This is a genomic window from Nocardioides sp., from assembly GCF_044226765.1.
Lineage (GTDB): Bacteria > Actinomycetota > Actinomycetes > Propionibacteriales > Nocardioidaceae > Nocardioides.
The window spans coordinates 204078-224952 of the sequence record NZ_JBGAGJ010000005.1; the positions used below are offsets into that span (position 1 = coordinate 204078).

The 20875-nt window shown below is 73.9% G+C and carries 18 protein-coding genes; 12 read left to right on the forward strand and 6 right to left on the reverse strand.

Annotation, left to right across the window (positions count from 1 at the left end):
* Position 1 precedes the first annotated feature (1 nt).
* The 5 genes from ACILRH_RS13085 to ACILRH_RS13105 all read left to right on the forward strand — a co-directional run bounded on the left by ACILRH_RS13085 (position 2) and on the right by ACILRH_RS13105 (position 5964).
* The gene (locus ACILRH_RS13085) at positions 2-841 is read left to right on the forward strand and encodes an FAD binding domain-containing protein (RefSeq protein ID WP_395693936.1); all 840 of its coding nucleotides are present in this window, start codon (positions 2-4) and stop codon (positions 839-841) included.
* A complete protein-coding gene (locus ACILRH_RS13090) occupies positions 838-1326 on the forward strand; it encodes a (2Fe-2S)-binding protein (protein WP_395693937.1) in 489 nt (162 codons plus the stop codon). The genes ACILRH_RS13085 and ACILRH_RS13090 overlap by 4 nt, the downstream gene beginning before the upstream one ends.
* Positions 1323-3719 carry an aerobic carbon-monoxide dehydrogenase large subunit gene (cutA, locus tag ACILRH_RS13095; protein ID WP_395693939.1) on the forward strand — a complete coding sequence of 799 codons (2397 nt, stop codon included), beginning with the start codon at positions 1323-1325 and terminating at the stop codon, positions 3717-3719. The genes ACILRH_RS13090 and cutA overlap by 4 nt, the downstream gene beginning before the upstream one ends.
* 51 nt (positions 3720-3770) lie before the next feature.
* Positions 3771-4412: a carbon monoxide dehydrogenase subunit G gene (locus ACILRH_RS13100; protein ID WP_395693941.1), complete on the forward strand. Its 642-nt coding sequence runs from the start codon at positions 3771-3773 to the stop codon at positions 4410-4412.
* 160 nt (positions 4413-4572) lie between these two features.
* Complete coding sequence (locus tag ACILRH_RS13105; RefSeq protein WP_395693943.1) at positions 4573-5964, forward strand: amidase; 1392 nt, start codon at positions 4573-4575, stop codon at positions 5962-5964.
* Here ACILRH_RS13105 and ACILRH_RS13110 read toward each other — a convergent pair.
* A complete protein-coding gene (locus ACILRH_RS13110; protein WP_395693944.1) occupies positions 5951-7303 on the reverse strand; it encodes an MFS transporter in 1353 nt (450 codons plus the stop codon). The genes ACILRH_RS13105 and ACILRH_RS13110 overlap by 14 nt on opposite strands.
* Before the next feature lie 60 nt (positions 7304-7363).
* Positions 7364-8137, reverse strand: coding sequence for a DUF1684 domain-containing protein (locus ACILRH_RS13115; RefSeq protein WP_395693946.1), 774 nt, complete (start codon positions 8135-8137; stop codon positions 7364-7366).
* An 880-nt stretch (positions 8138-9017) separates the two neighbouring features.
* Between ACILRH_RS13115 and ACILRH_RS13120 the strand changes: the two genes are divergently transcribed.
* Positions 9018-9683, forward strand: coding sequence for a lysophospholipid acyltransferase family protein (locus tag ACILRH_RS13120; protein ID WP_395694128.1), 666 nt, complete (start codon positions 9018-9020; stop codon positions 9681-9683).
* A gap of 394 nt (positions 9684-10077) precedes the next feature.
* Here the strand turns inward: ACILRH_RS13120 and ACILRH_RS13125 are convergent, their stop codons facing one another.
* Together ACILRH_RS13125 and ACILRH_RS13130 are read right to left on the reverse strand one after the other, a co-directional pair.
* On the reverse strand, positions 10078-11364 hold the full coding sequence (locus tag ACILRH_RS13125) for a ribonuclease D (RefSeq protein WP_395693948.1): 1287 nt from the start codon (positions 11362-11364) through the stop codon (positions 10078-10080).
* A gap of 1 nt (position 11365) precedes the next feature.
* Positions 11366-12004 (reverse strand): DUF3000 domain-containing protein, encoded by a 639-nt coding sequence (locus ACILRH_RS13130; RefSeq protein ID WP_395693950.1) that lies wholly within the window; start codon positions 12002-12004, stop codon positions 11366-11368.
* 70 nt (positions 12005-12074) lie between these two features.
* Between ACILRH_RS13130 and hemE the strand changes: the two genes are divergently transcribed.
* Positions 12075-13127: a uroporphyrinogen decarboxylase gene (hemE, locus tag ACILRH_RS13135; protein ID WP_395693951.1), complete on the forward strand. Its 1053-nt coding sequence runs from the start codon at positions 12075-12077 to the stop codon at positions 13125-13127.
* On the opposite strand, the gene ACILRH_RS13140 is transcribed toward hemE, so the two are convergent.
* Together ACILRH_RS13140 and ACILRH_RS13145 are read right to left on the reverse strand one after the other, a co-directional pair.
* Positions 13087-14028 (reverse strand): DUF4349 domain-containing protein, encoded by a 942-nt coding sequence (locus tag ACILRH_RS13140; RefSeq protein WP_395693953.1) that lies wholly within the window; start codon positions 14026-14028, stop codon positions 13087-13089. The two genes, hemE and ACILRH_RS13140, sit on opposite strands and share 41 nt — an antisense overlap.
* Positions 14025-14996 carry a LysR family transcriptional regulator gene (locus ACILRH_RS13145; protein ID WP_395693955.1) on the reverse strand — a complete coding sequence of 324 codons (972 nt, stop codon included), beginning with the start codon at positions 14994-14996 and terminating at the stop codon, positions 14025-14027. Before ACILRH_RS13145 ends, ACILRH_RS13140 begins: the two co-directional genes overlap by 4 nt.
* 91 nt (positions 14997-15087) lie before the next feature.
* Here ACILRH_RS13145 and hemG point away from each other — a divergent pair, with 91 nt between their 5' ends.
* The 5 genes from hemG (at position 15088) to hemQ (ending at position 20874) form a co-directional block, all read left to right on the forward strand.
* Complete coding sequence (hemG, locus tag ACILRH_RS13150; RefSeq protein WP_395693956.1) at positions 15088-16455, forward strand: protoporphyrinogen oxidase; 1368 nt, start codon at positions 15088-15090, stop codon at positions 16453-16455.
* Between the two features lie 205 nt (positions 16456-16660).
* A complete protein-coding gene (locus ACILRH_RS13155; RefSeq protein ID WP_395693958.1) occupies positions 16661-17389 on the forward strand; it encodes a hypothetical protein in 729 nt (242 codons plus the stop codon).
* Between the two features lie 7 nt (positions 17390-17396).
* Entirely contained in the window at positions 17397-19463 is a 2067-nt protein-coding gene (locus ACILRH_RS13160) for a sensor histidine kinase (RefSeq protein WP_395693960.1), read from the forward strand.
* Entirely contained in the window at positions 19460-20134 is a 675-nt protein-coding gene (locus ACILRH_RS13165; RefSeq protein ID WP_395693962.1) for a response regulator, read from the forward strand. The genes ACILRH_RS13160 and ACILRH_RS13165 overlap by 4 nt, the downstream gene beginning before the upstream one ends.
* A gap of 32 nt (positions 20135-20166) precedes the next feature.
* A complete protein-coding gene (gene hemQ, locus ACILRH_RS13170) occupies positions 20167-20874 on the forward strand; it encodes a hydrogen peroxide-dependent heme synthase (RefSeq protein ID WP_395693964.1) in 708 nt (235 codons plus the stop codon).
* Position 20875 lies beyond the last annotated feature (1 nt).

Genomic DNA, 20875 nt, shown 5'->3' on the forward strand with positions numbered 1-20875 from the left:
CGTGAAGCCAGCACCGTTCGCCTACCGCCGACCGGGGTCGCTCGCCGAGGCGGTCGCGACCCTGGCCGGCGAGCCCGGGGCCAAGGTGCTCGCCGGCGGGCAGAGCCTGGTCCCGCTGCTCTCGATGCGGCTGGCGGCGCCATCGGTGCTCGTGGACATCAACGGGGTGCCCGGCCTGGACGCCGTCGAGGTCGACGACGCCGGCGTCCGGGTCGGCGCGCTCGCCCGGCACGCGGCGGTCCTCGCCTCCGACGACGTGCGCCGGGTGCAGCCGCTGGTCCCGATGGCGCTGGCCCACGTCGCCCACGCGACGATCCGCAACCGCGGCACCACCGTCGGGTCGCTCGTCCACGCCGACGCGGCCGCGGAGATGCCCGTGGTGCTGACCCTCCTCGGCGGGTCCCTCGACGTCGAGGGGCCGAGCGGGCGACGGACGATCCCGGCCGACCAGCTGTACGTCGGCCCGCTGGAGTCGTCGGTCCGCGCCGACGAGATCGCGGTGTCGGCGTGGTTCCCGGCCCTGCCCGCCGGTGCCAGCGTCGCCTTCGACGAGGTCTCCCGGCGCCACGGTGACTACGCGTTGGTCGGTGCCGCCGCGCTCGTGGAGGACGACCGGGTGCGGGTCGGCTACCTCTCGGTCGCCGACGTGCCCACCGTCGTCGACCTGACCGGTGTCGCCGACGACGACCTCGGTGAGGCGGCGCTCGAGCACCTGGACCCTGCTGACGACATCCACGCGACCGCGGCGTACCGCGCCCAGCTCGTGCGGGTGCTGACCCGCCGCGTGGTAGGCAGGGCGCGGGTGTCGCGACAAGCTCGACAACCGAAAGACATGCGATGAGCGAGGAGCAGCACGACGTCCGGCTGACGGTCAACGGCACGACGTACGACGTCCGCGTGCCCGCGCGCCGCCTGCTGTCCGACGCGCTGCGCCACGACCTCGGCCTGACCGGCACCCACGTCGGCTGCGAGCACGGGGTCTGCGGCGCCTGCACGGTCCTGGTCGACGGAGCGCCCGCGCGCGCCTGCCTGATGCTCGCGGTCGCCTCCGAGGGGCTGGCGATCACGACAGTGGAGGGGCTCGCCGCGGACGACGGCGCCCTCTCGCCGGTGCAGCAGGCGTTCGCGGAGTGCCACGGCCTGCAGTGCGGGTTCTGCACGCCGGGGTTCCTCACCACCGTCACCGCCGGGTTGCGCGACAACCCCCGTCCGACCCACGAGGAGGCCCGCGAGATGGTCGCCGGCAACCTGTGCCGCTGCACCGGCTACCAGAACATCGTCGCGGCCGTGGAGCGTGCGGCCGAGCTGCAGCGGGACCGCCCATGAGCACCCGCCTGGTGGGCCAGAAGGTCCCGCGGGTCGAGGACGACCGCTTCCTGCGTGGCGCGGGCCGCTACCTCGACGACCTCGCCCTCGACGCCACCACCCTGCACGCCGCCGTGCTGCGCTCGCCGCACGCCCACGCACGGATCCGCGACATCGACGTCTCCGGCGTCCTCGACGTCGAGGGCGTCCACGCCGTCTACACCTACGACGACCTGACCGGTCCGATGGCCGAGCCGCTGCCGCTGCTGATCCCGCATCCGGCACTCACCCACGGGCGCACCCAGTACGCGCTGGCGAAGGACGAGGTGAACTACGTCGGCGAGGCGATCGCGTTCGTCGTCGCCGACGACCGGTACGTCGCCGAGGACGCCGTCTCGCGGATCCGCGTCGACCTCGAGCCGCTGCCGCCCGTGGTGGGCCTCGAGGCGGCCCGCGCCGCCCGGCACCTGGTGCACGAGGACGTCCCGGGCAACGTCGGCGCTCGGCTCGAGCAGGCCGTCGGTGACGCGCCGGCGGCGATCGCCGCGGCGCCGCACCGGCTCGCGCTCGACCTGACCGTCGAGCGCAGCGCCTGCACACCCCTGGAGGGCCGGGGGACGGTGGCGCGGTGGGACGCCGACCTGGGCCGGCTGGTCGTGTGGACGTCCACGCAGACCTCCACCGGCGTGCGGGCCGCCGTCGCGGTCAAGATGGGTCTCGACCTCGGTCAGGTCGACGTGGTCACCCCCGACGTCGGCGGCGGGTTCGGGGTGAAGATCAACCACCCGTGGCCCGAGGAGCTGCTCGTGCCGATGGCGGCCCGGGCCCTGGGCCGCACGGTGAAGTTCACCGAGGACCGGCGCGAGCACTTCATCTCCTCCGCGCACGAGCGCGGCCAGGTGCAGCACGTCGAGGTCGGGTTCGACGACGACGGCCGGCTGCTGGGCCTCGACGTCGAGATCTGGCACGACCACGGCGCGTACACGCCGTACGGCCTGATCGTCCCGATCATCACCTCCACCCAGCTGCTCGGCCCCTACAAGCCGCAGAGCTACCGGGTCGTGTTCGAGTCGCTCTACACCAACACGGTGATGGTCACCCCCTACCGCGGCGCCGGGCGGCCGCAGGGGTGCTACGCGATGGAGCGGACGATGGACGCGATCGCCACCTACCTCGGCCGGGACCGCACCGAGGTGCGCGCGGTCAACTTCATCCAGCCCGACGAGTTCCCCTACGACCAGGGCCTGGTCTTCCAGGACGGCCGCGAGCTGGAGTACGACTCCGGCGACTACCCGGCGATGCTGGAGAAGATCAAGGCGCTGGTCGGGTGGGACGGGTTCCCGGCGTACCAGCAGGAGATGGCAGCAGCGGGGCGCCGGGTCGGCATCGGGCTGGCCTGCTACGTCGAGGGCACCGGCGTCGGCCCCTACGAGGGCGCCCACGTGCACGTCGAGACCACCGGCAAGGTGAAGGTCGCGACCGGGCTGACCACGCAGGGTCAGGGGCACCAGACGGTCTTCGCGCAGCTGGTCGCCGACGAGCTCGGCGTCCGGTTCGAGGACGTCGAGGTCGTCACCGGCGACACCCGCCGGATGCCGTACGCCGTCGGCACCTTCGCCTCGCGGGCCGCTGTCATGAGCGGCTCGGCGATCCACCTGGCCGCCAAGCGCACCAAGGAGAAGGTGCTGCGGATCGCCGCCGAGGCGCTCGAGGCCTCCGAGGACGACCTGCAGATCGTCGACGGGGTCGTGTCGGTGAAGGGGTCGCCGGGCACGTCCATCGACCTCGGCACCGTGTCGGTGCTCTCCAACCCGCTGCGCTACGCCTTCGACGAGGCGTCCAAGGCCGCGACCCAGTTCTCCGTCGGCGACCCGGGCAAGCCGCCGGTCGCCGAGGACGACGAGCCGGGGCTGGAGGGCAAGGACTTCTACTCTCCCGAGCGGGCCACGTTCGCGTCCGGCATGCACGCCGTCATCGTCGAGACCGACCCCGAGACTGCGGAGATCTCGATCCTCAGGTACGCCGTCGTCCACGACTGCGGCACCCTGATCAACCCGATGATCGTCGAGGGCCAGATCCACGGCGGCGTCGCCCAGGGCGTCGGGGGAGCCCTCTACGAGCGGATGGCGTACGACGAGTCCGGCCAGCTGCTCAACGCCTCGTTCATGGACTTCCTGATGCCCTACGTCACCGAGGTGCCCGACGGCATCGACGTCGACCACCTCGAGACGCCGTCGCCGCTGAACCCGCTGGGCATCAAGGGCGCGGGCGAGGCCGGCGTGATCCCGTCGGCCGCCGTGTTCGCGGCGGCGATCGAGGACGCCGAGCGGGTGGCGGTGCCCGACTTCGGGATCACCGCGATGCCGATCTCCCCGTCCGAGCTCTTCCACCTCCGACTGGCGCACGGTGGTTGAGGTGCGAGCGCCGCGAGCCTCGGAACCACCCGTGTCGAAAGGCGGCCGTCCATGAAGATCACCGGCTCCAACGTCGTGCCGTTCCCGGTCGAGCGGGTGTGGGACTCGCTGCTCGACCCGCGGGTCCTGGTCGCGACCATCCCCGGCTGCGAGCGGCTCGTCGAGACCGACACCCACGCCTACGACATGACGGTCACCGCCGGCGTCGCGTCGATCAAGGGGACCTACGAGGGCTCGTGCACCCTCTCGGACCTGCACGAGCACGAGTCGCTCGTCATGAGCCTGCGCGGCGCCGGTGCGCCCGGCACCGTCGACGCGACCGTGCGCGTGTGGTTCGGGGAGGCCGACGCCGGGCTGACCAAGGTCGACTACGAGGCGGACGCGATCGTGGGTGGCATGGTCGGCGGGGTCGGCCAGCGGATGCTCACCAGCGTGTCGCGACGGATGGCCGGCGAGTTCTTCGGCAACGTCGCCGAGGCGATCGCCCAAGGTCCGGCCCAGGGCCCGGCGCCCGTCGCCGAGGCTGGGACCGGTGCGCCGGCGCCGAGCCAGGAGATGCCGGTGTACTACCGCGACGCGGTGCCCGGCCGGGTGCCCGGCGGCCGCGGCGACTTCTACACCGGTGTCGCGGTCGGCGCGGGGCTGGTGCTGCTCGGCGTCGCCGCCGGTGCGGTCCTCGGGCGCCGCCGGTGAGCCTGCGGCGCCGGGCAGCGGTGAGCTGTCCACCTCCTGCGCGACGGATTCGGTGGATCACTCACCGCCGCCCCGCGCTGACCCCGGGTGGCGGTGAGCTGCCCACCTCCTGCGCGACGGATCCGGTGGATCACTCACCGCCGGCCGGCGGAGGCCCGGCATGAGCGACCTCACCGTCGGGTCGACCGCGCGCGACCAGGCGGCCGCTGTACGCCGGCGGGAGATCTCGGCGCGAGAGCTGCTCGAGCTGCACCTGGCCCGCATCGCCGAGCGCAACCCCGAGCTCAACGCGATCGTCTCGCTGGACGAGGAGCGTGCGCGGGCGTCTGCCCTCGCCGCCGACGAGCGGCTCGCCGCGGGCGCGGAGGTGGGGCCCCTGCACGGCCTGCCGTTCGCGTTCAAGGACACCCACGACGTCGCCGGGTGGCGCACGACCTACGGGTCGCCGCTGTTCGCCGAGCACGTCCCGGACGCCGACGACCTCGTCGTCGAGCGCATCCGCCGGGCCGGGGTCGTGGTGGTCGGTCGGACCAACGTGCCCGAGTTCGCGGCCGGCTCCCACACCTTCAACCGGACCTTCGGCCTGACCCGCAACCCGGTCGACCCGTCCCGCTCCGCCGGCGGCTCGAGCGGGGGAGCGGCCTGCGCGCTGGCCGCCGGCATGGTGCCTCTCGCGGACGGCTCGGACATGGGCGGGTCGCTGCGCAACCCGGCGTCGTTCTGCGGCGTCGTCGGCCTGCGCCCCTCCCTGGGCCGGGTGCCGACCTGGCCCACCGACAACCTGTGGGAGACCACGGCGGTCAGCGGCCCGATGGCCCGCGACGTGGGCGACCTCGCCCTGCTCCTCTCCGTCATCGCCGGCCCGGACCCGCGGTCGCCGCAGGCGCTGGGTGACCCCGGGACGGCGTTCGCGCCGCCGGTCTCCGGCTCGGTGGCGGGGCTGCGGGTGGCGCTCTCGGTCGACCTCGGCGGTGCCTTCGAGGTCGACCACGAGGTGGCCGGGGTCGTCCGCTCCTCGGGTCCGGTGCTCTCCGAGGCCGGTGCCGCCGTCGTCGACGACCACCCCGACCTGGCCGAGGCCGACGACACCTTCCGGACGCTGCGCGCCTGGCTGTTCCAGGCGGCCTTCGGCGCGCTGCTCGAGGCACACCCCGACGACCTCAAGCCGTCCCTGGCCGACAACATCCGCGCCGGTGCCGGCCTGACGGGGGCCGACGTCGCCCGGGCCTACGCGCAGCGCACCGCGCTGTCGGACCGGATGCGGCGGTTCTTCGAGCGGTACGACGTGCTGGTGCTCCCGGTCTCGCAGGTGCCGCCGTTCCCGGTGGAACAGGAGTACCCGTCGGCGATCAACGGGCGGCCGATGTCGTCCTACCTGGACTGGATGCGCGCGGCGTACCTCATCACCGTCACCGGCTGCCCCGCGATCTCGGTGCCCTTCGGGCGGACCCGCGACGGCCTGCCCGTCGGGCTGCAGCTGGTCGCCGCCCACGGCCGCGACCGGTTCCTCCTCGAGGTCGCCGCCGCGGTCGAGCAGCTCACCGCCCGGTAGGGCCCGGGACCGGGTCGTCGGCGTCGATCAGGGACGGCGGCCCGACCGCGAGACCGTCCTCGGCCACGGGCTCGGAGATCCGGGCGTCGGCCAGCACCTCGGCGGGGACGTGCCGCTCCAGGAACTGCCGCGCGAGCCGGGTCGAGGGGTGGATGGCGACGGTCGCGAGCACGATGATCCCGGCGATCACCAGCCAGCCGCCGGCGCCCCAGCTCATCGCGAGGAAGGTGTAGACCGCCGGCGCCCACACCTTGCCCAGCGTGCTGCTCAGCTCTGCTGCGCCCTGGTAGGCGCCACGCCGCCGCGGGTCCATGAGCTCGGCCTCGAACGCCCAGGTCGCGGCGGACAGGTAGAGCTCCGCCCCGGTCACCGTCACGTGGCCCAGCCAGACCAGCGCGATCGTCGTCCAGCCGAGGGTGTCGTGGGTGGCCAGGGTGATCAGGCAGGAGACCACGAAGAAGGTCGACGAGATGTGGATCGCCCTGAGCGCGGTCGGCACGTCGCGGACCCCACGGGCCGCGGCCATCGGCAGGAAGATGCACATCACCGTGTTGGTCCCGAAGAGGAACGCCAGCAGCACCCGCGGGGCGTCGGTCTCCTCGACCAGCCACAGGGGGATCACGATGTTGAGCAGCACCTGGTTGGTCCAGAAGACGCCGATGAAGAAGGTCGACAGCAGCCAGCCCACGTTGCGCATCGGCCCGGGGCCGGGGACCTTGACCTTGCGGTCCTCCGGGGTGCGCTCGTCGTGCGAGGCGCGCGGCAGCCGCGTGATCGCCAGGGCGTTGACGAGGAAGACGGCGGCGGTGAACCAGGGCAGCGAGTGCAGGAGCGTGTCGGAGTGGAACGCCAGCGCGACGCCCCCGATCAGCGAGCCGAGGGTGAACCCGAGGTTGAGCGCCGAGTACATGTAGGCGCGCGAGTGCACCCGCTCGTCGGGCGGCAGCACGTCGATCGTGTACGCACCGTGCGCCGCACCGCCGAGGGCCCCGAGCACCTCCATCCCTACCGCCATCAGCACGTAGCCGTGGAAGTCGCCGACGAACGGCCAGAAGGCGAACATCGCCGACTGCCCGAGCGCGCTGACCGACCACATCCGCTTCGGCCCGAAGCGGTCGACGAGCTTGCCGGCCGGCAGCGCCGCGAGGAACGCCGCGGCCCCGGCGATGGTCAGGCCGAGGCCCACCTGGGCGGCCGAGAGCCCGACGATCTGGGTGAAGAACACCGCCGAGCCGGTCATGAAGGTGCCCTCGCCGAGAGCGAACAGCAAGGACTGCACGGCGAGCCGACCCGCGAGAGGTGAGGGTGGTCGCGCGTGACGGAGCAGGGCGGCGAACATCACCGGTCACTCTGCCGCCCGGCGCCGACGGCTGTCGCGCGAGTTTCCTCCCGTCCGCGCTCAGGGGCGCAGGAGCGGCATCTGCTCGCCGGCCTCCACCGCGAAGGGGAGCACGTTGGTCGCCGGCGCGACCGGGCAGGTGGCGAAGTCGGTGTAGGCACACGGCATGTTGGTCGCCCGGTTGAGGTCGAGCACGACGTGCCCGTCGGGTGTCGGCGGGTCGGTCAGCAGCTGGCGGTTGGCGGCGTACGTCGTCACGCCCGACGTCTGGTCGCGGAAGAGGATCCACAGGCAGCCCTGGTCCCCGTCCCACGCGACCAGCCGATGCTCGCTCCCCGCACGGTGGAGGACCACCTCCCCGACGGCCTCGCCGCGCGGCGAGGGGTAGGGCGCGTAGCGCGCCGGCAGCACCCAGGCCGGGTCCGGCGGGTAGCAGGGGGTGCCGCGGTAGGCGCGCAGGTGCGAGGAGTCCGGGTGCCGTGGTCGGACGATGACGCGGCCGTCGCGCTCGGCGACCTCGACCACCGCGTCGCCCGACGCGAGCGTCGTCCCGCGCTCGTCCAGTGGGCCCAGGCGGTGGGCGCCGGCGCGCAGGACCGCTCCGTCGTGGGTCAGCTCCTCACCGTCGTCCAGGGTGACCGTGGCCCCGACCGCGTCCCCGAGCGGGACGGCGGACCAGGCGCCGGGTGCGTCGTCGAATCGCCGAGGCGCGCGGCTGAGCCAGTGGATGGCGGTGACGGCCAGCCAGCCGCGCGGGTCGCGCAGCCGCTGCTCCCGGGCCTCGTGCCAGGCCCGCCAGGCGGCAGCGAAGGCGTCCTCCGCGTGGTCGCTCACCCCGGCATCGTGCCACCCGGTGGGCTGGACCGCTTCTCCACAGGTCGGCCGGAAGTTGTGGACCATGGGCCCTGATCCTGTGGAGGGCGGGCCCCTCGGCTGTGGACGGAAGGGCCACCTGCTGTGGGACCGACGGAATGTCCCGCGAACCCCTTGCGGACGCGGAGCCCGGAGGCATACAACTTCTCCCACGCCCTCCGGAGACGGGGAGCGGGACAGCTCGGAGACGAGGGTCCGAACGCCAGGCGCCGGCTTGTCGGAGCAGGGCGCAGCGGCTGGGTGGCGAGGCCGTTGGGACCGGAGGAGACGAGCTGTCGGCTGGGAGCGTCACCAGTACCGGCCGCCTCGAAGGGCCCTTGCGACTCATACTCGCGAGGGCCCTTCGTCCATTTCGGCCGAGGGTCGGCCGGTGGTGTCGCCCGGTGGTGTCGCCCGGTGGTGTCGCCCGGTGGTGTCGCCCGGTGATGTTGCCCGGTCGGAATCCCGCTCAACTGTGGGAATCTCGGCGCTTCCTGTGGATGACCGGGGGTGGTTCTGTGGACGAACCGGCCGATTCCGGTGGAACCGGAAGAATGTTCGCCAGAACCCTTGCGCGGTGCTCCGGAGCGGGCGTAGAACTTCTCCCACGCCCTTCGGAAACGAGGAGCGGGACAGCTCGGAGACGAGGGTCCGAACGCCAGGCGCCGGCTTGCCGGAGCAGGGCGCAGCGGCTGGGTGACGGGGCCGCTGGGACCGGAGTGGAAGAGCTGTCGACCGGGAGCGTCACCAGTACCGGTCACCTGAAGGGCCCTTGGAACTCATACTTTCGAGGGCCCTTCACCTATTTCCGCCCCGCCGGTTCGGCGGACCGGTCGGTAACCACGAGACTGGCGCCGTGGTCATGTACACGGTGCTGCACGCGGTGGTCCCGCCGCTCGCCAGGACGGTCTGGCGGCCGACGGTCACCGGGCTGGAGAATGTGCCCAGCACCGGACCGGTGCTGCTGGCCAGCAACCACCTCAGCTTCGCCGACTCGCTGGTGATCCCGATCGTGGCGCCCCGCAAGGTGGTCTTCCTGGCGAAGTCGGACTACTTCGCCGGAGGCGGGGTGCGCGGCCGGCTGCAGAAGGCCTGGTTCGAGGGCATGGGCATGCTGCCGGTCGACCGGGACGACCCGAAGGCCGCGATCGCGAGCCTCGACACCGCCCTTGCGGTGCTCGACCGCGGCGAGGCCTTCGGCCTCTACCCCGAGGGGACCCGCTCCCGCGACGGCCGGCTCTACCGCGGCCGCACCGGCGTCGCCCACCTCGCCCTCACCGCCGGGGTCCCGGTCGTGCCGGTCGGGCTCACCGGCACCGAGCGGCTCCAGCCGGTCGGTGCCCGCCTCCCCCGGGTCGTCCCGGTCACGGTCCGCTTCGGCGAGCCGATCGAGGTCGTGGGCCGGTACGACGGCGTCCCGCTGGGCAGGGCTCGGCGCGAGGTGACCGACGAGGTGATGCGCGCCATCGCGGCCCTGACCGGCCAGGAGGAGGCGGGCGTCTACAACGAGCGTCCCGCCGACGCCTGACCACTGGCGGTCGGGCGCTGTCGAGACCCCCGCGCCCGGGCCGCTGCCGGCAGCTCGCGGGTCCGCCGGGGTTGCGATCGACAGGCAGCGACGACAAGGCGGCCTCCGATCAGCGCTGCTTCCCGGGTCGCGGTCGCCGGCGGGCGAGAAGTCGGAGGGTTTCCGGCACCAGGTGCCGACAACGCTCCGATTTTCCCTGACGGTGCCTGCTCCGGTCGCCCGTCGCGAGCGCTCTGCTCGCGCGCGGCCTCTCGCGCCTCAACCGCCGCAGGTTCATCACGGTCTGTCGCCGAACCTGCACTTCCCACGGCGGGCACACCATGGGAGGTGCAGGTTCATCTGCAGACCATGGTGAAACGGCAACCGCGCCCCGCCGCCGGACCAGCCGAGGCGCTCAGGCCTGAGGTCCCTCAGACGGCGGCTCCGGCGGCTCCGGCGGCTGGTCTGCGCCGATGATCGCGTCGACCAGGATCGGCCCGACGAGGTCGACCTGCCACGGGCGGGCGCCGTACGCCGCCAGCTGGTCCGCGACCGCGACGGCCAGTGCCTCGGGGTCACGGGTGGCCGGCGGGGTCCACAGGGTGCGGCGCAGGTAGTCGGGGGTGAGCAGGTTCTCGACCGGCAGCTCGAGCTCCTCCGCGCGGGCGGCGACGGCGTCGCGGGCGAGCGCGAGCCGGCGTGCGGCGACGGGGTCCTTCTCCGCCCAGGCGCGGGCGAGCGGCGGCCCGTCGCCGCGGGGCGCGCGGGTGGGGAGCTCGGCCTCGGGCAGGCCGGCCGCCTCGCGAAGTGCCGCGACCCAGCGCGAGGCGTACCGGTCGGCGCCGCGGCCGTGGAAGCCCTTCGTGCGCAGGAGCGTGTCGCGGTCGAGGGGCAGCTCCTGAGCGGCCGCGACGATCGCGGAGTCCGGGAGGATCCGGCCCGGCGTGACGTCGCGCTGCTCGGCGATCGAGTCGCGCACCTCCCACAGGGCGCGCACGGCGGCGAGCGCGCGGCGGCCCTTGACCCGGTGGACCCCGGAGGTGCGCCGCCACGCGTCGACGCGTGGCGTCGGCTGGAAGCTGCGCAGGTGGTCGAACTCCTCCTGGGCCCACCCGTCCTTCCCGGCGGCGACGAGCTCGGCGTGCAGCAGCGCGCGCAGTTCGACGAGCACCTCGACGTCGAGGGCGGCGTACTCCAGCCACGGGCCGGGCAGCGGCCGGGTCGACCAGTCGACCGCCGAGTGCTCCTTGGCCAGGCGGGCGCCGAGCAGGCTCTCGACGAGCGTCGCCAGTCCCACCCGCGGGTAGCCGAGCAGCCGGCCGGCGAGCTCGGTGTCGAACAGCGCCGCCGGGTGCAGGCCCACCTCGGCGAGGCAGGGCAGGTCCTGGGTGGCGGCGTGCAGGATCCACTCGGTGCCGTCCAGCGCCTCCTGCAGCTGGGGCAACGACCCGAACGGGATCGGGTCGACGAGGAAGGTGCCGGCACCCTCGCGACGCAGCTGGATCAGGTAGGCCCGGGAGGAGTAGCGGTAGCCCGACGCCCGCTCGGCGTCGATCGCGACGGGGCCGGACCCGGCCGCGAGCCGGTCGCACACGTCGCGCAGGGCGGCGTCGGTGTCCACCACCGGGGGCAGCCCGTCGCGCAGGGTCAGCAGCGGGATCGGGGTGGGCTCGCTGTCGTCGGGGTGGGGGTCGGACGTCATCTCAGCGTCCCGAGCCCCGCTGGCCGCGGCGGCTCGGCATCACGGCGACGCCCTCGGGCACCGGGGGCAGCCCGACCGCCGTGCAGAGCAGCTCGCCCCACGCCTCGACGTGCGGTGCGACGTCGAGCGGCGCCAGGGCGGGGGCGTCCTCGGGCGGCAGCGGCGTCCACGACGCGCGGATCTCGATCTGCGCGGTGCCGCCCTCGTCCGCCATGCCGCCGAAGCTCTCGGTCGAGACGCGGGTGACGGTGCCCGAGATCGCGGCGTACGACGCCCCGTGCGCGTCGAGCGCCTCGGTGAGCCAGGACCAGCCGACCGCCGCGAGCATCGGGTCGACGGCCTGCTCGAGGTCGACGTCGGCGCGCGCGTAGGCGACGCACCGGAAGGTGCCCTCCCACGCGTCGTTGCCGGCGGGGTCGTGCAGCAGGATGATCCGTCCGGTGCCGACGTCGGTGTCGTCGATGGTGACGTCCGCGGAGAGCGCCGAGGCGTAGGGGGCGATGCGCTGGGGCGCGGGCATCTCCTCGCACAGCACCTCGGGCCGCAGTCGCGCGGTGTGCATGGTCGCCACGGCGTCCCGGAACTCCGGGGGCACCGCGCCCGCCCCCGCGCCCGGGTGCGTCTCCTGACCGACGACCATGGGGTCACAGTAGGTCGATCCGTGCGGTCCCGATGTGCGAACACGCCGGTCGACCTGCCACCCTCGTGCCGTGACCAGCCCCGAGACGAGCCCCGACCCGCGCCTGGCGGAGAGCGCTTTCCTCAAGGCGGCGCGGGGCGAGCCGGTGCCGCACACGCCGGTCTGGTTCATGCGCCAGGCGGGCCGGTCGCTCCCGGAGTACCTCGAGGTCCGCAGCGGCGTCGGCATGCTGGAGTCCTGCATGGACCCCGCGCTGGTCATCGAGATCACCCTGCAGCCGGTGCGCCGGTACGGCGTCGACGCGGCCATCTTCTTCTCCGACATCGTGCTCCCGCTCAAGGCCGTCGGGGTCGACCTCGACATCAAGCCCGGGGTCGGGCCGGTGGTCGCCAAGCCGGTGCGCACGCTCGCCGACGTGGACGCGATCCCCGACCTGACGCCCGACCAGGTCCCGTTCATCACCGAGGCCGTCGAGGGTCTGGTCGCCGAGCTGGGCGGCACGCCGCTGATCGGGTTCGCCGGCGCGCCCTTCACGGTGGCGTCGTACCTGGTCGAGGGCGGCCCGTCCAAGGAGCACGCCCGCACCAAGGCCATGATGTTCGGCGCCCCCGACGTCTGGGACGCCCTGATGCGCAAGATCGCGGGCATCTCGGCGGCCTACCTGGAGGTGCAGGTCGCCGCCGGGGCGTCGGCGGTCCAGCTCTTCGACTCCTGGGCCGGCGCGCTCACGCCGCGCGACTACCGCGACCAGGTGATGCCCCACTCCGCCGCGGTCCTCGCGCGGGCGGGGGCGCTCGGCGTGCCGCGCATCCACTTCGGCGTCGGCACCGCCAACCTCCTCGGGCTGATGGGGGAGGCCGGCGCGGACGTGGTGGGGGTCGACTGGCGCACCCCGCTCGCGGAGGCGATCGGCAAGGTCGGCGACCGGGGCGTGCAGGGCAACCTGGACCCGACCCTGGTGTTCGCGCCCACCGACGTGATGACCGCCCGCGCCGCGGAGGTCATCGAGGCCGGCCGCGCCGCGACGGGCCACATCTTCAACCTCGGGCACGGCGTCATCCCGACCACCGACCCCGACCAGCTCATGCGGCTGACGGAGTTCGTCCAGTCCTACGGGAGCTGAGCCGCCGGCGCACCGCGCGGACCAGCAGGTACGCCGGCGGCCCGAGCACCAGCGCGGCGACCAGCCAGGGGAGGACCGCGCCGAACCCGGTGGCCAGCGCGACGGCGAACGCCGCGAGCGCGTCCCACCCGGCCGAGAGGCCGGCGACGAACCCGGAGCCGTCCTCGGTGGCCGGCGCCGGGGCCGGGTTCTCGTCGATGCTGACCGTGATCGTCGAGAGCGACGTCTGGCTCTCCAGGTAGGCCAGCTGCCGCTCGAGGGAGTCGAGGTCGGCCTGCCGCTGGGAGAGCTCGGACTCGATGGCCATGATGTCGCGGATGCTCTCGGCCCGGTCGAAGAGCACCGTGATCCGCGCGATGCTGCGCTTCTGCGCCGCCACCCGCGTGCGGGTGTCGATCAGCTTGGTCGTGACGTCGTCCTCGGTGCTGTTCGCCGACTCGAGCTCCGCGCCGTCGACGCCCTGGAGCGCGTCCATCGTGTCGGAGAAGCGCTCGCTCGGGATCCGCAGCACCATCCGGGTGTACGCCGGCTTCCCGTCGTCGTCGGTCGTGGTCTTCTCCTCGGTGACCTGGCCGGCGTAGCGGTCGACGACCTTCTGCACCTCCTGCTGGACGTCCGCCACGTCGTCGGCGCGCAGCGCGACGTTGCCGTGCCGGATCACCGCCTGCGCCGGGACACCGGGCCCGGTCTCGGCCCGGTCGCGGCCGACCGCGGACACGGAGTCGGCCGCGCCCCCCGCACTGTCTTGGAGCTCGGCCGCGGGCGCACCCCCCACGACCGACGCGTCGGCGGCGGTCGACCCGCCGTCGCCGCCGGAGGAACCACCGCTGCAGCCGACCAGGGCGCCGGCGAGCAGGACCGAGAGGACGGCGAGGGCGGGAGCGGCGGCGCGTGGGGTCATGCGCTCTGGGACGTGCCTCCCGGGCCATCGGTTCCCGACCGATCCGTTCCTGGGGAGCGCTCGGGGTGGCCGGCGTGCGCCCGGGCGTGCTGGAGCAGGATCGTCTCGAGGTCTCGCACCCGGCGCGACACGTGCTGCTGTCGTCGCTTCCGCAGCACCAGGCTGACCGAGGACGTGTCGTCGGCCAGCCGCCGGAAGGCGATCAGACCGGCCCGCTCCATCGGGTCACCGGCCACGCTGTAGTCGGGGAGCACCGTGAGGCCGAGGCCCTGGGCGACCATCACCTTGCCCAGCTCGGACCCGTCGGTCGTGTAGGACACCGACGGCAGCCGGGAGCCGAAGAGTCGGTGGACGAAGCGGTGCATCAGCGAGCCCTCGCGCATCGCCACGAACGGCTCGGCACGCAACTGGTCGGTCGTCACCTCGTCGTACGCCGTCAGCGGGTGGTCGGCCGGCAGCACGACGACCGGGCGACCGTGCACGAGGCCGGTGGAGACGAGGTCGACCGGGGGGTCGTCGCCCGCCAGCACGTTGACGAGCCCGAGGTCGAGGGCACCCTCGGAGACGCCCTGGTTGACCCCGGCCTGCTGGCTGTTGACCACCTCGACGGTGCTGCCCGGGTGGGCGGACCGGAAGTCGTGCATGGCGGGGACCAGGAGGGTGGCTGTCGCGGCGCTGACGGTGCCGACCCTGACCACGTGGTGCCCCGTCGCCTGGTCGCCCGCCGCGACGCGCAACCGCTCGACCGCCTCCAGCACCTCGACCATCGGCTGCAGCAGCTCGCGCCCGCGGCGGCTGATCCGCGACCCGGACCGGCGCCGGTCCAGCAGGGTGACGCCGAGCTCGCGCTCGAGCTTGGAGACCGCCTCGCTGAGCGCCGGCTGGGAGACGTGGAGACGCTCGCTGGCCCGTCGCAGCGACCCGTACTGGGTCACGGCCGCGAGGTACTCCAGCTGCTCGATGCGCACCCGCGTGCTCCTCTCCGGGGGCTCGGGCCGCCCAATCTATATCAATCTTGTCGACATAAGGGGCCGACGGCCGACCTGGAAGACTGGTCGGGTGAGCAGGGTGGTGGTCGTCGGTGGTGGCGTCGCGGGTCTCTCGGCCGCGCTCGAGCTGGTCGCCGCGGGCCACGACGTCACGGTGCTGGAGGCGTCCGACCGGGTCGGCGGCAAGCTGCGCCGGGCCCAGGTCGCAGGTGTCACCGTCGACGTCGGTGCGGAGGCGATGCTCAACCGGCGCCCGGAGGGTGTCGACCTCGCCCGCGCGCTCGACCTGCCGATCGAGCACCCCACCGTGGCCGCGTCGAGGATCTGGACCCGGGGCGCGCTGCGGCCGCTGCCGCGCTCGCTGATGGGCGTGCCGCTGGACCTGCCCGAGCTCGAGGCGTCCGGCGTGCTCTCGCCCGAGGGCATGGAGCGGGTGCGTGCGGAGGCCTCGATCGGGGCCTCGCGGATCGACGGCGACGTGTCGGTCGGCGACCTGGTCGACGAGCGCTTCGGGCCCGAGGTCACCGACCGCCTCGTCGAGCCCCTCCTCGGCGGTGTGTACGCCGGCCACGCCCGCCGGCTCTCGGCCCGCGCGTCCGTCCCGCAGCTGGTGGCCTTCGCCGAGCGCGGGTCGATGACCGAGCAGGCCGCGACGATCCCGACGACCTACGACGCGCCCGTCTTCGCCGGCATCACCGGTGGGATGGGCCTGCTGCCCGAGACCCTCGCGACCCGGCTGCCGGTCCGCACGGGCGCGACGGTGCGCGAGCTGCGCCGGTCGGGCTCCGGCTGGGCGCTGACCGTCGGACCGACGACCGCGGCCGAGGAGGTCACCGCGGACGCGGTCGTCCTGGCCGTCCCCGCGGCACCGGCGGCGCGGCTGCTGGCCGGCGCGGCGCCGCTCGCGGCGACCGAGCTGGCCGCGATGGAGGCGGCGTCGGTGGTCGTGGTGACCTTCGCGCTCCGCGCCGCCGACGCGCCCGACCTCGCCGCGACCGACTCGTCGGGCTTCCTGGTGCCGCCGGTCGACGGTCGGAGGGTGAAGGCGTCCACCTTCTCCTTCGCCAAGTGGGGCTGGGTCCGTGCCGCAGGCGCCGACGCCCTCGACGGCGACGACCTGCTCATCCTGCGCACGTCGCTGGGCCGGCACGGCGAGGAGGTCGCCCTCCAGGCGAGCGACGAGGAGCTGGTCGCCTGGTCGCTCGCCGACCTGCAGGAGGCGGTCGGGCTGACCGCCCGGCCCGTCGACACCCACGTCCAGCGCTGGGGCGGCGGACTGCCGCAGTACGCCGTGGGGCACCTCGACCGTGTCGCGCGGGTCCGGTCCGCGGTCGCGGCCGTGCCCGGCCTCGCCGTCTGCGGGGCGGCCTACGACGGCGTCGGCATCCCCGCCGTCATCGGCTCCGCCCACCGCGCCGTCGCCGCGCTGGCGCCGTAGCGCCGGACCCCGCCGCACCCTGCCGCACCCTGCCGCACCCTGCCGCACCCTGCCGCACCCTGCCGCACCCTGCCGCAACCCTGCCGCGACCCTGGCGCCGGGACCGGGATCCCGGCAGGTCTGCCCCGTTGTCCCTGTCCTGCGGGACACCGGGCCCGACAACCTCGGGTCATCGAGCACACCCCACTCACAGAAAGTCACCTCGATGACCACCACCAGCACCCACCCCCCGGCCCACACCCGGGTCCACACCGACAACCCGGTCCGCGCGGACCTCACCCCCGTCCCCGCCGGCCGCACCTCCCGTCGCTGGGCGGTCGCCGGCCTCGGCGCCGGCCTCGCCGGCGTGGCCACGATCGTCACCTCCTCGATGGTCGATGTCGTCTACCGGGAGGAGTTCGCGGGCACCACCGCGGGCGTCTCGGAGGCCCTGCAGGACAAGGCCGGCGTGATGTTCGCCTTCCACTCGATCACGACCCTCGGCGCGCTGCTCATGGTCGTCTTCGCCGCCGGCCTGTTCCGCCGGATGCGGGCCGTCTCTCCCGACGGGCTCGCCCCGGTCGTGGCCCTCGCCGGCCTCGCCGGCACCGCGGTCGTCAGCGTCCTCGGCGCCGGCCTCGACACCGAGTTCATGATGCCGTTCGCCCAGGGTGACGGGATCATCGACGACAGCAACGCCGCGATGTACAACCACTGGATCGGGACCATCCCCTGGTGCTGGGTCCTCGCCGGCCTGGCCGGACTGGCCCTTCACGTCGTCGCCCGCGCCGGCGGCGTCCCGCGCTGGATCGGCCGCGTCGGCCTGGTGCTCGGTGGCCTGACCGTCCTGCTCGGCGTCTCCCCGCTGGAGTACCTGGCCGGGATGACCGGGGCGATCTGGCTGGTCGTCACCGCCGCCGGGTTCACCTTCGGTGACCGGGCCTTCCGGTCATGATGTCCCGGTGACACTCGGGCCCGAGCAGCAGCAGCGACCGGTCTCCTGGCCGGTCGCTGCTGTGCTGCCCGCACTGTCGGCGGCCTGCGTGGTCGGGATCGTCCTGCTCGGGCTGCGGTCGGCCGGCGAGCCGGTCCTCTGGTCCTTCGGCGACGACATCGCGATCGGGCGGGGCATCGGGACCGGCCTCCTGGGCCTCGTCCTCGGCCTGCTCTCCGCGGTTGTCCTGCGCCACCCCGGAGACCGCGCGACGCGCGCGATCGGGTGGGCGCTCGGCGGCGTCGGCCTCTTCTGGGCGCTCGACGGGCTCTCGGAGGCCTACGTCCGTCTCGGCACGGTCACCGACCACGCCCTGCCCGCCATGACGTTCGCGGTGTGGTTCCTCGCCCGGTTCACGGCCCTGCTGCCGGCCACGATCGTGGTGCTCCCGCTGCTGTTCCCCGACGGACGATTCCTACCGGGGCGCTGGGGCGTCGCGAGCTGGGCGTGCATGGGCGTGATGGTGCTGAGCGCGCTGGCGGTCACCGTCACGCCGTACCTGCAGTCGACCAGCCACCTCCCCCCTGGCGTCGACCCCGATCCCACGACGATCTGGGCGCTCGAGCCGGTCGCCGAGGCGGTCAACGCGGTGCTCCACGCGGCCACGCTGCTGGGCGTGGTCGTGCCCGTCGGCGTCGTGGTGCGGCGCTACCGCGACTCCCGCGGCGAGGCGCGCGACCAGATGCGCTGGCTGCTGTGGGGGGCGCTGGTCGCCGCCTCGATCGTCGTCGTCGCTGTGTTCTTGGACCTGGGCGCGCTGAACGGCGTCGTCTTCTTCGCCTGCATCGTCGTGGTCCCGGTGGCGATGACGATCGCGGTCGTGGACCCGAGGGTGGTCTCCATCGAGGACCTGCTCGGCCGCACGGTCCTGCTCGCGGCGCTCGCGGCCGTGCTGCTGGTCGTCGACTTCGTGGTCGTCGCCGGCCTCACCGCCGTGCTGGACGACTCGATGGACCAGTCCACGGTGGTGCTGCTGGTGCTGTTGACGACGGTCCTGCTCTACGGCCCGCTGCGCCAGCGGCTCGGGCGGTGGATCCGGCGGGTGGTCCTCGGCGAGCGCGCCACGCCGTACGACGCCGTCGCCGGCCTCGCCTCGACCCTGGAGTCCACCGACGAGGGCGCCGAGCAGCTGGCCGCGGTCGCCCGCGCCGTCGCGGACGCGTTCGGCGTCGGCTTCGTGAGCGTCGAGGTCGACCGGAGCGGGGGCGAGCGGCTGGTCGCGACGTACGGCGACCGCCCGGCCGAGACGCGGAGCCTGCCGATCGCCTATCGGGGTGCCGCGGTAGGACGGCTCGTCCTCCCGGCGCGCGGCCTGCGCAGCCGCCTGTCCCGGCGCGACGAGGAGCTGCTCGGCGACCTGGTGCGCCAGGCGGCCACCGCGGCCCGCACCAGCAGGCTCGCCGAGGAGCTGCAGGACAGCCGGGAGCGGTTGGTCACCGCCCGGGAGGAGGAGCGGCGGCGGATCCGCCGCGACCTGCACGACGGGCTCGGCCCGGCCTTGAGCGGCGTGGTCTTCCAGCTCGAGTCCGCACGCCTGCTCGTCGACCGGGACCCGGCGGCGGCGCAGGACCAGATCGGGAGGACCAGTCGGCACGTGCAGGACGTCGTCGCCGACGTCCGTCGCCTGGTCCACGACCTGCGGCCACCGGCCCTCGACGACCTCGGCCTCGTGGGCGCCCTGCGGCAGCTCGCCGGCACCCTGGACCCGCCCGCGACCGTGGTCGCCGGGGACCTCGGCACCCTGCCGGCCGCGGTCGAGGTCGCGGCCTACCGGATCGCGAGCGAGGCGATGACCAACGTGGCGCGCCACGCGGGGGCGGCGACGTGCACCGTGCGGCTCGGCGTCGCCGGTGCCGCGCTCGCCGTCGAGGTCGCCGACGACGGGGTCGGCATCCCGGTCGACGTCCAGGCCGGCGTCGGCCTGGTCGGCCTGCGCGAGCGGGCCGCGGAGCTCGGCGGCCGCAGCGAGGTCACCTGTCCACCCACGGGCGGCACGGTCGTGCGCGCCTGGCTGCCCCTGAGGAGCGACCGATGACCGGGACCGACATCCGGGTGGTGGTCGTCGACGACCACCAGATCGTCCGCGAGGGCCTGGCCTCGCTGCTCGGTGCGCTCGACGGCATCGACGTGGTCGGCACCGCCGCGGACGGCCGCGACGCGGTGCACGTCGCCGCCGAGGCACGCCCCGACGTGGTCGTCATGGACATCTCGATGCCGCACCTGGACGGCATCGAGGCGACCCGGATGATCACCGGGCGCCAGCCCGGCACCCGGGTGGTGATGCTCACGATGAACGAGGACGACGAGACCGTGCTCAGCGCGATCCGGGCCGGGGCCAGCGGGTACCTGCTGAAGGGGTCGGGTGCCGACGAGGTGCTGACCGCGATCCGCGCGGCCGCGGCCGGCGGGATGGTCTTCGGGGCGAGCCTGGCGGCACGGGTGGCGTCGTACTTCTCGGCCTCGGCGGGGCCCGCGCCCGCCGAACCGGAGCCGTTCCCCGAGCTCACCGACCGTGAGCGCGACGTGCTGCGCCTCCTGGCGGCCGGCCGGTCGAACGACGCGATCGCTGCCGAGCTCTACGTGTCGAGCAAGACGGTGCGCAACGCGGTGTCCGGCATCTACGCCAAGCTGCACGCGGCCGGCCGGGCCGAGGCGATCATCAAGGCCCGCGAGGCGGGCTATGGTCGCGACCAGCCGGGCCGATAGTCCCTTCGGGTGCGCTCGGCACGGTTGGCACAATGGAGGGCATGGTCAGCAACGCCGCCAAGGTCCGGGAGATCAACGACTCCATCCGCTACGTGATGTGGTCGGTCTTCCGGCTCGCCGAGCCGCTCGGCGCCGCCGACCGGGCGACCGAGGGCGCCGAGGTCGAGAAGCTCTTCGCCGAGCTCGCCGGGTCGGGCGTCGTCGTCCGCGGCACCTACGAGCTGAGCGGTCTGCGGGCCGACGCCGACGTCATGGTCTGGTGGCACGCCGAGACGTCGGAGGAGCTGCAGGACGCCTACCAGCGGTTCCGCCGCACGGCCTTCGGGTCCCGCCTGGAGCCGGTGTGGTCCCAGCTGGCGCTGCACCGGCCTGCGGAGTTCAACAAGGGCCACGTGCCGGCGTTCCTCATGGACGAGGAGCCCAAGGCGCACCTGTGCGTCTACCCGTTCGTGCGCTCCTACGACTGGTACCTCCTCGAGGACGACGAGCGCCGGCGGCTGCTGGCCGAGCACGGCCAGATGGCCCGCGGCTACCCCGACGTCCGGGCGAACACGGTCGCCAGCTTCGCCCTCGGCGACTACGAGTGGATCCTCGCGTTCGAGGCCGACGAGCTCTACCGCATCGTCGACCTGATGCGGCACCTGCGCGGGTCCGAGGCCCGGCGCCACGTGCGCGAGGAGGTGCCGTTCTACACCGGCGCCCGCGTCGAGGTCGCGGACCTCGTCGACCGGCTGCCCTGAT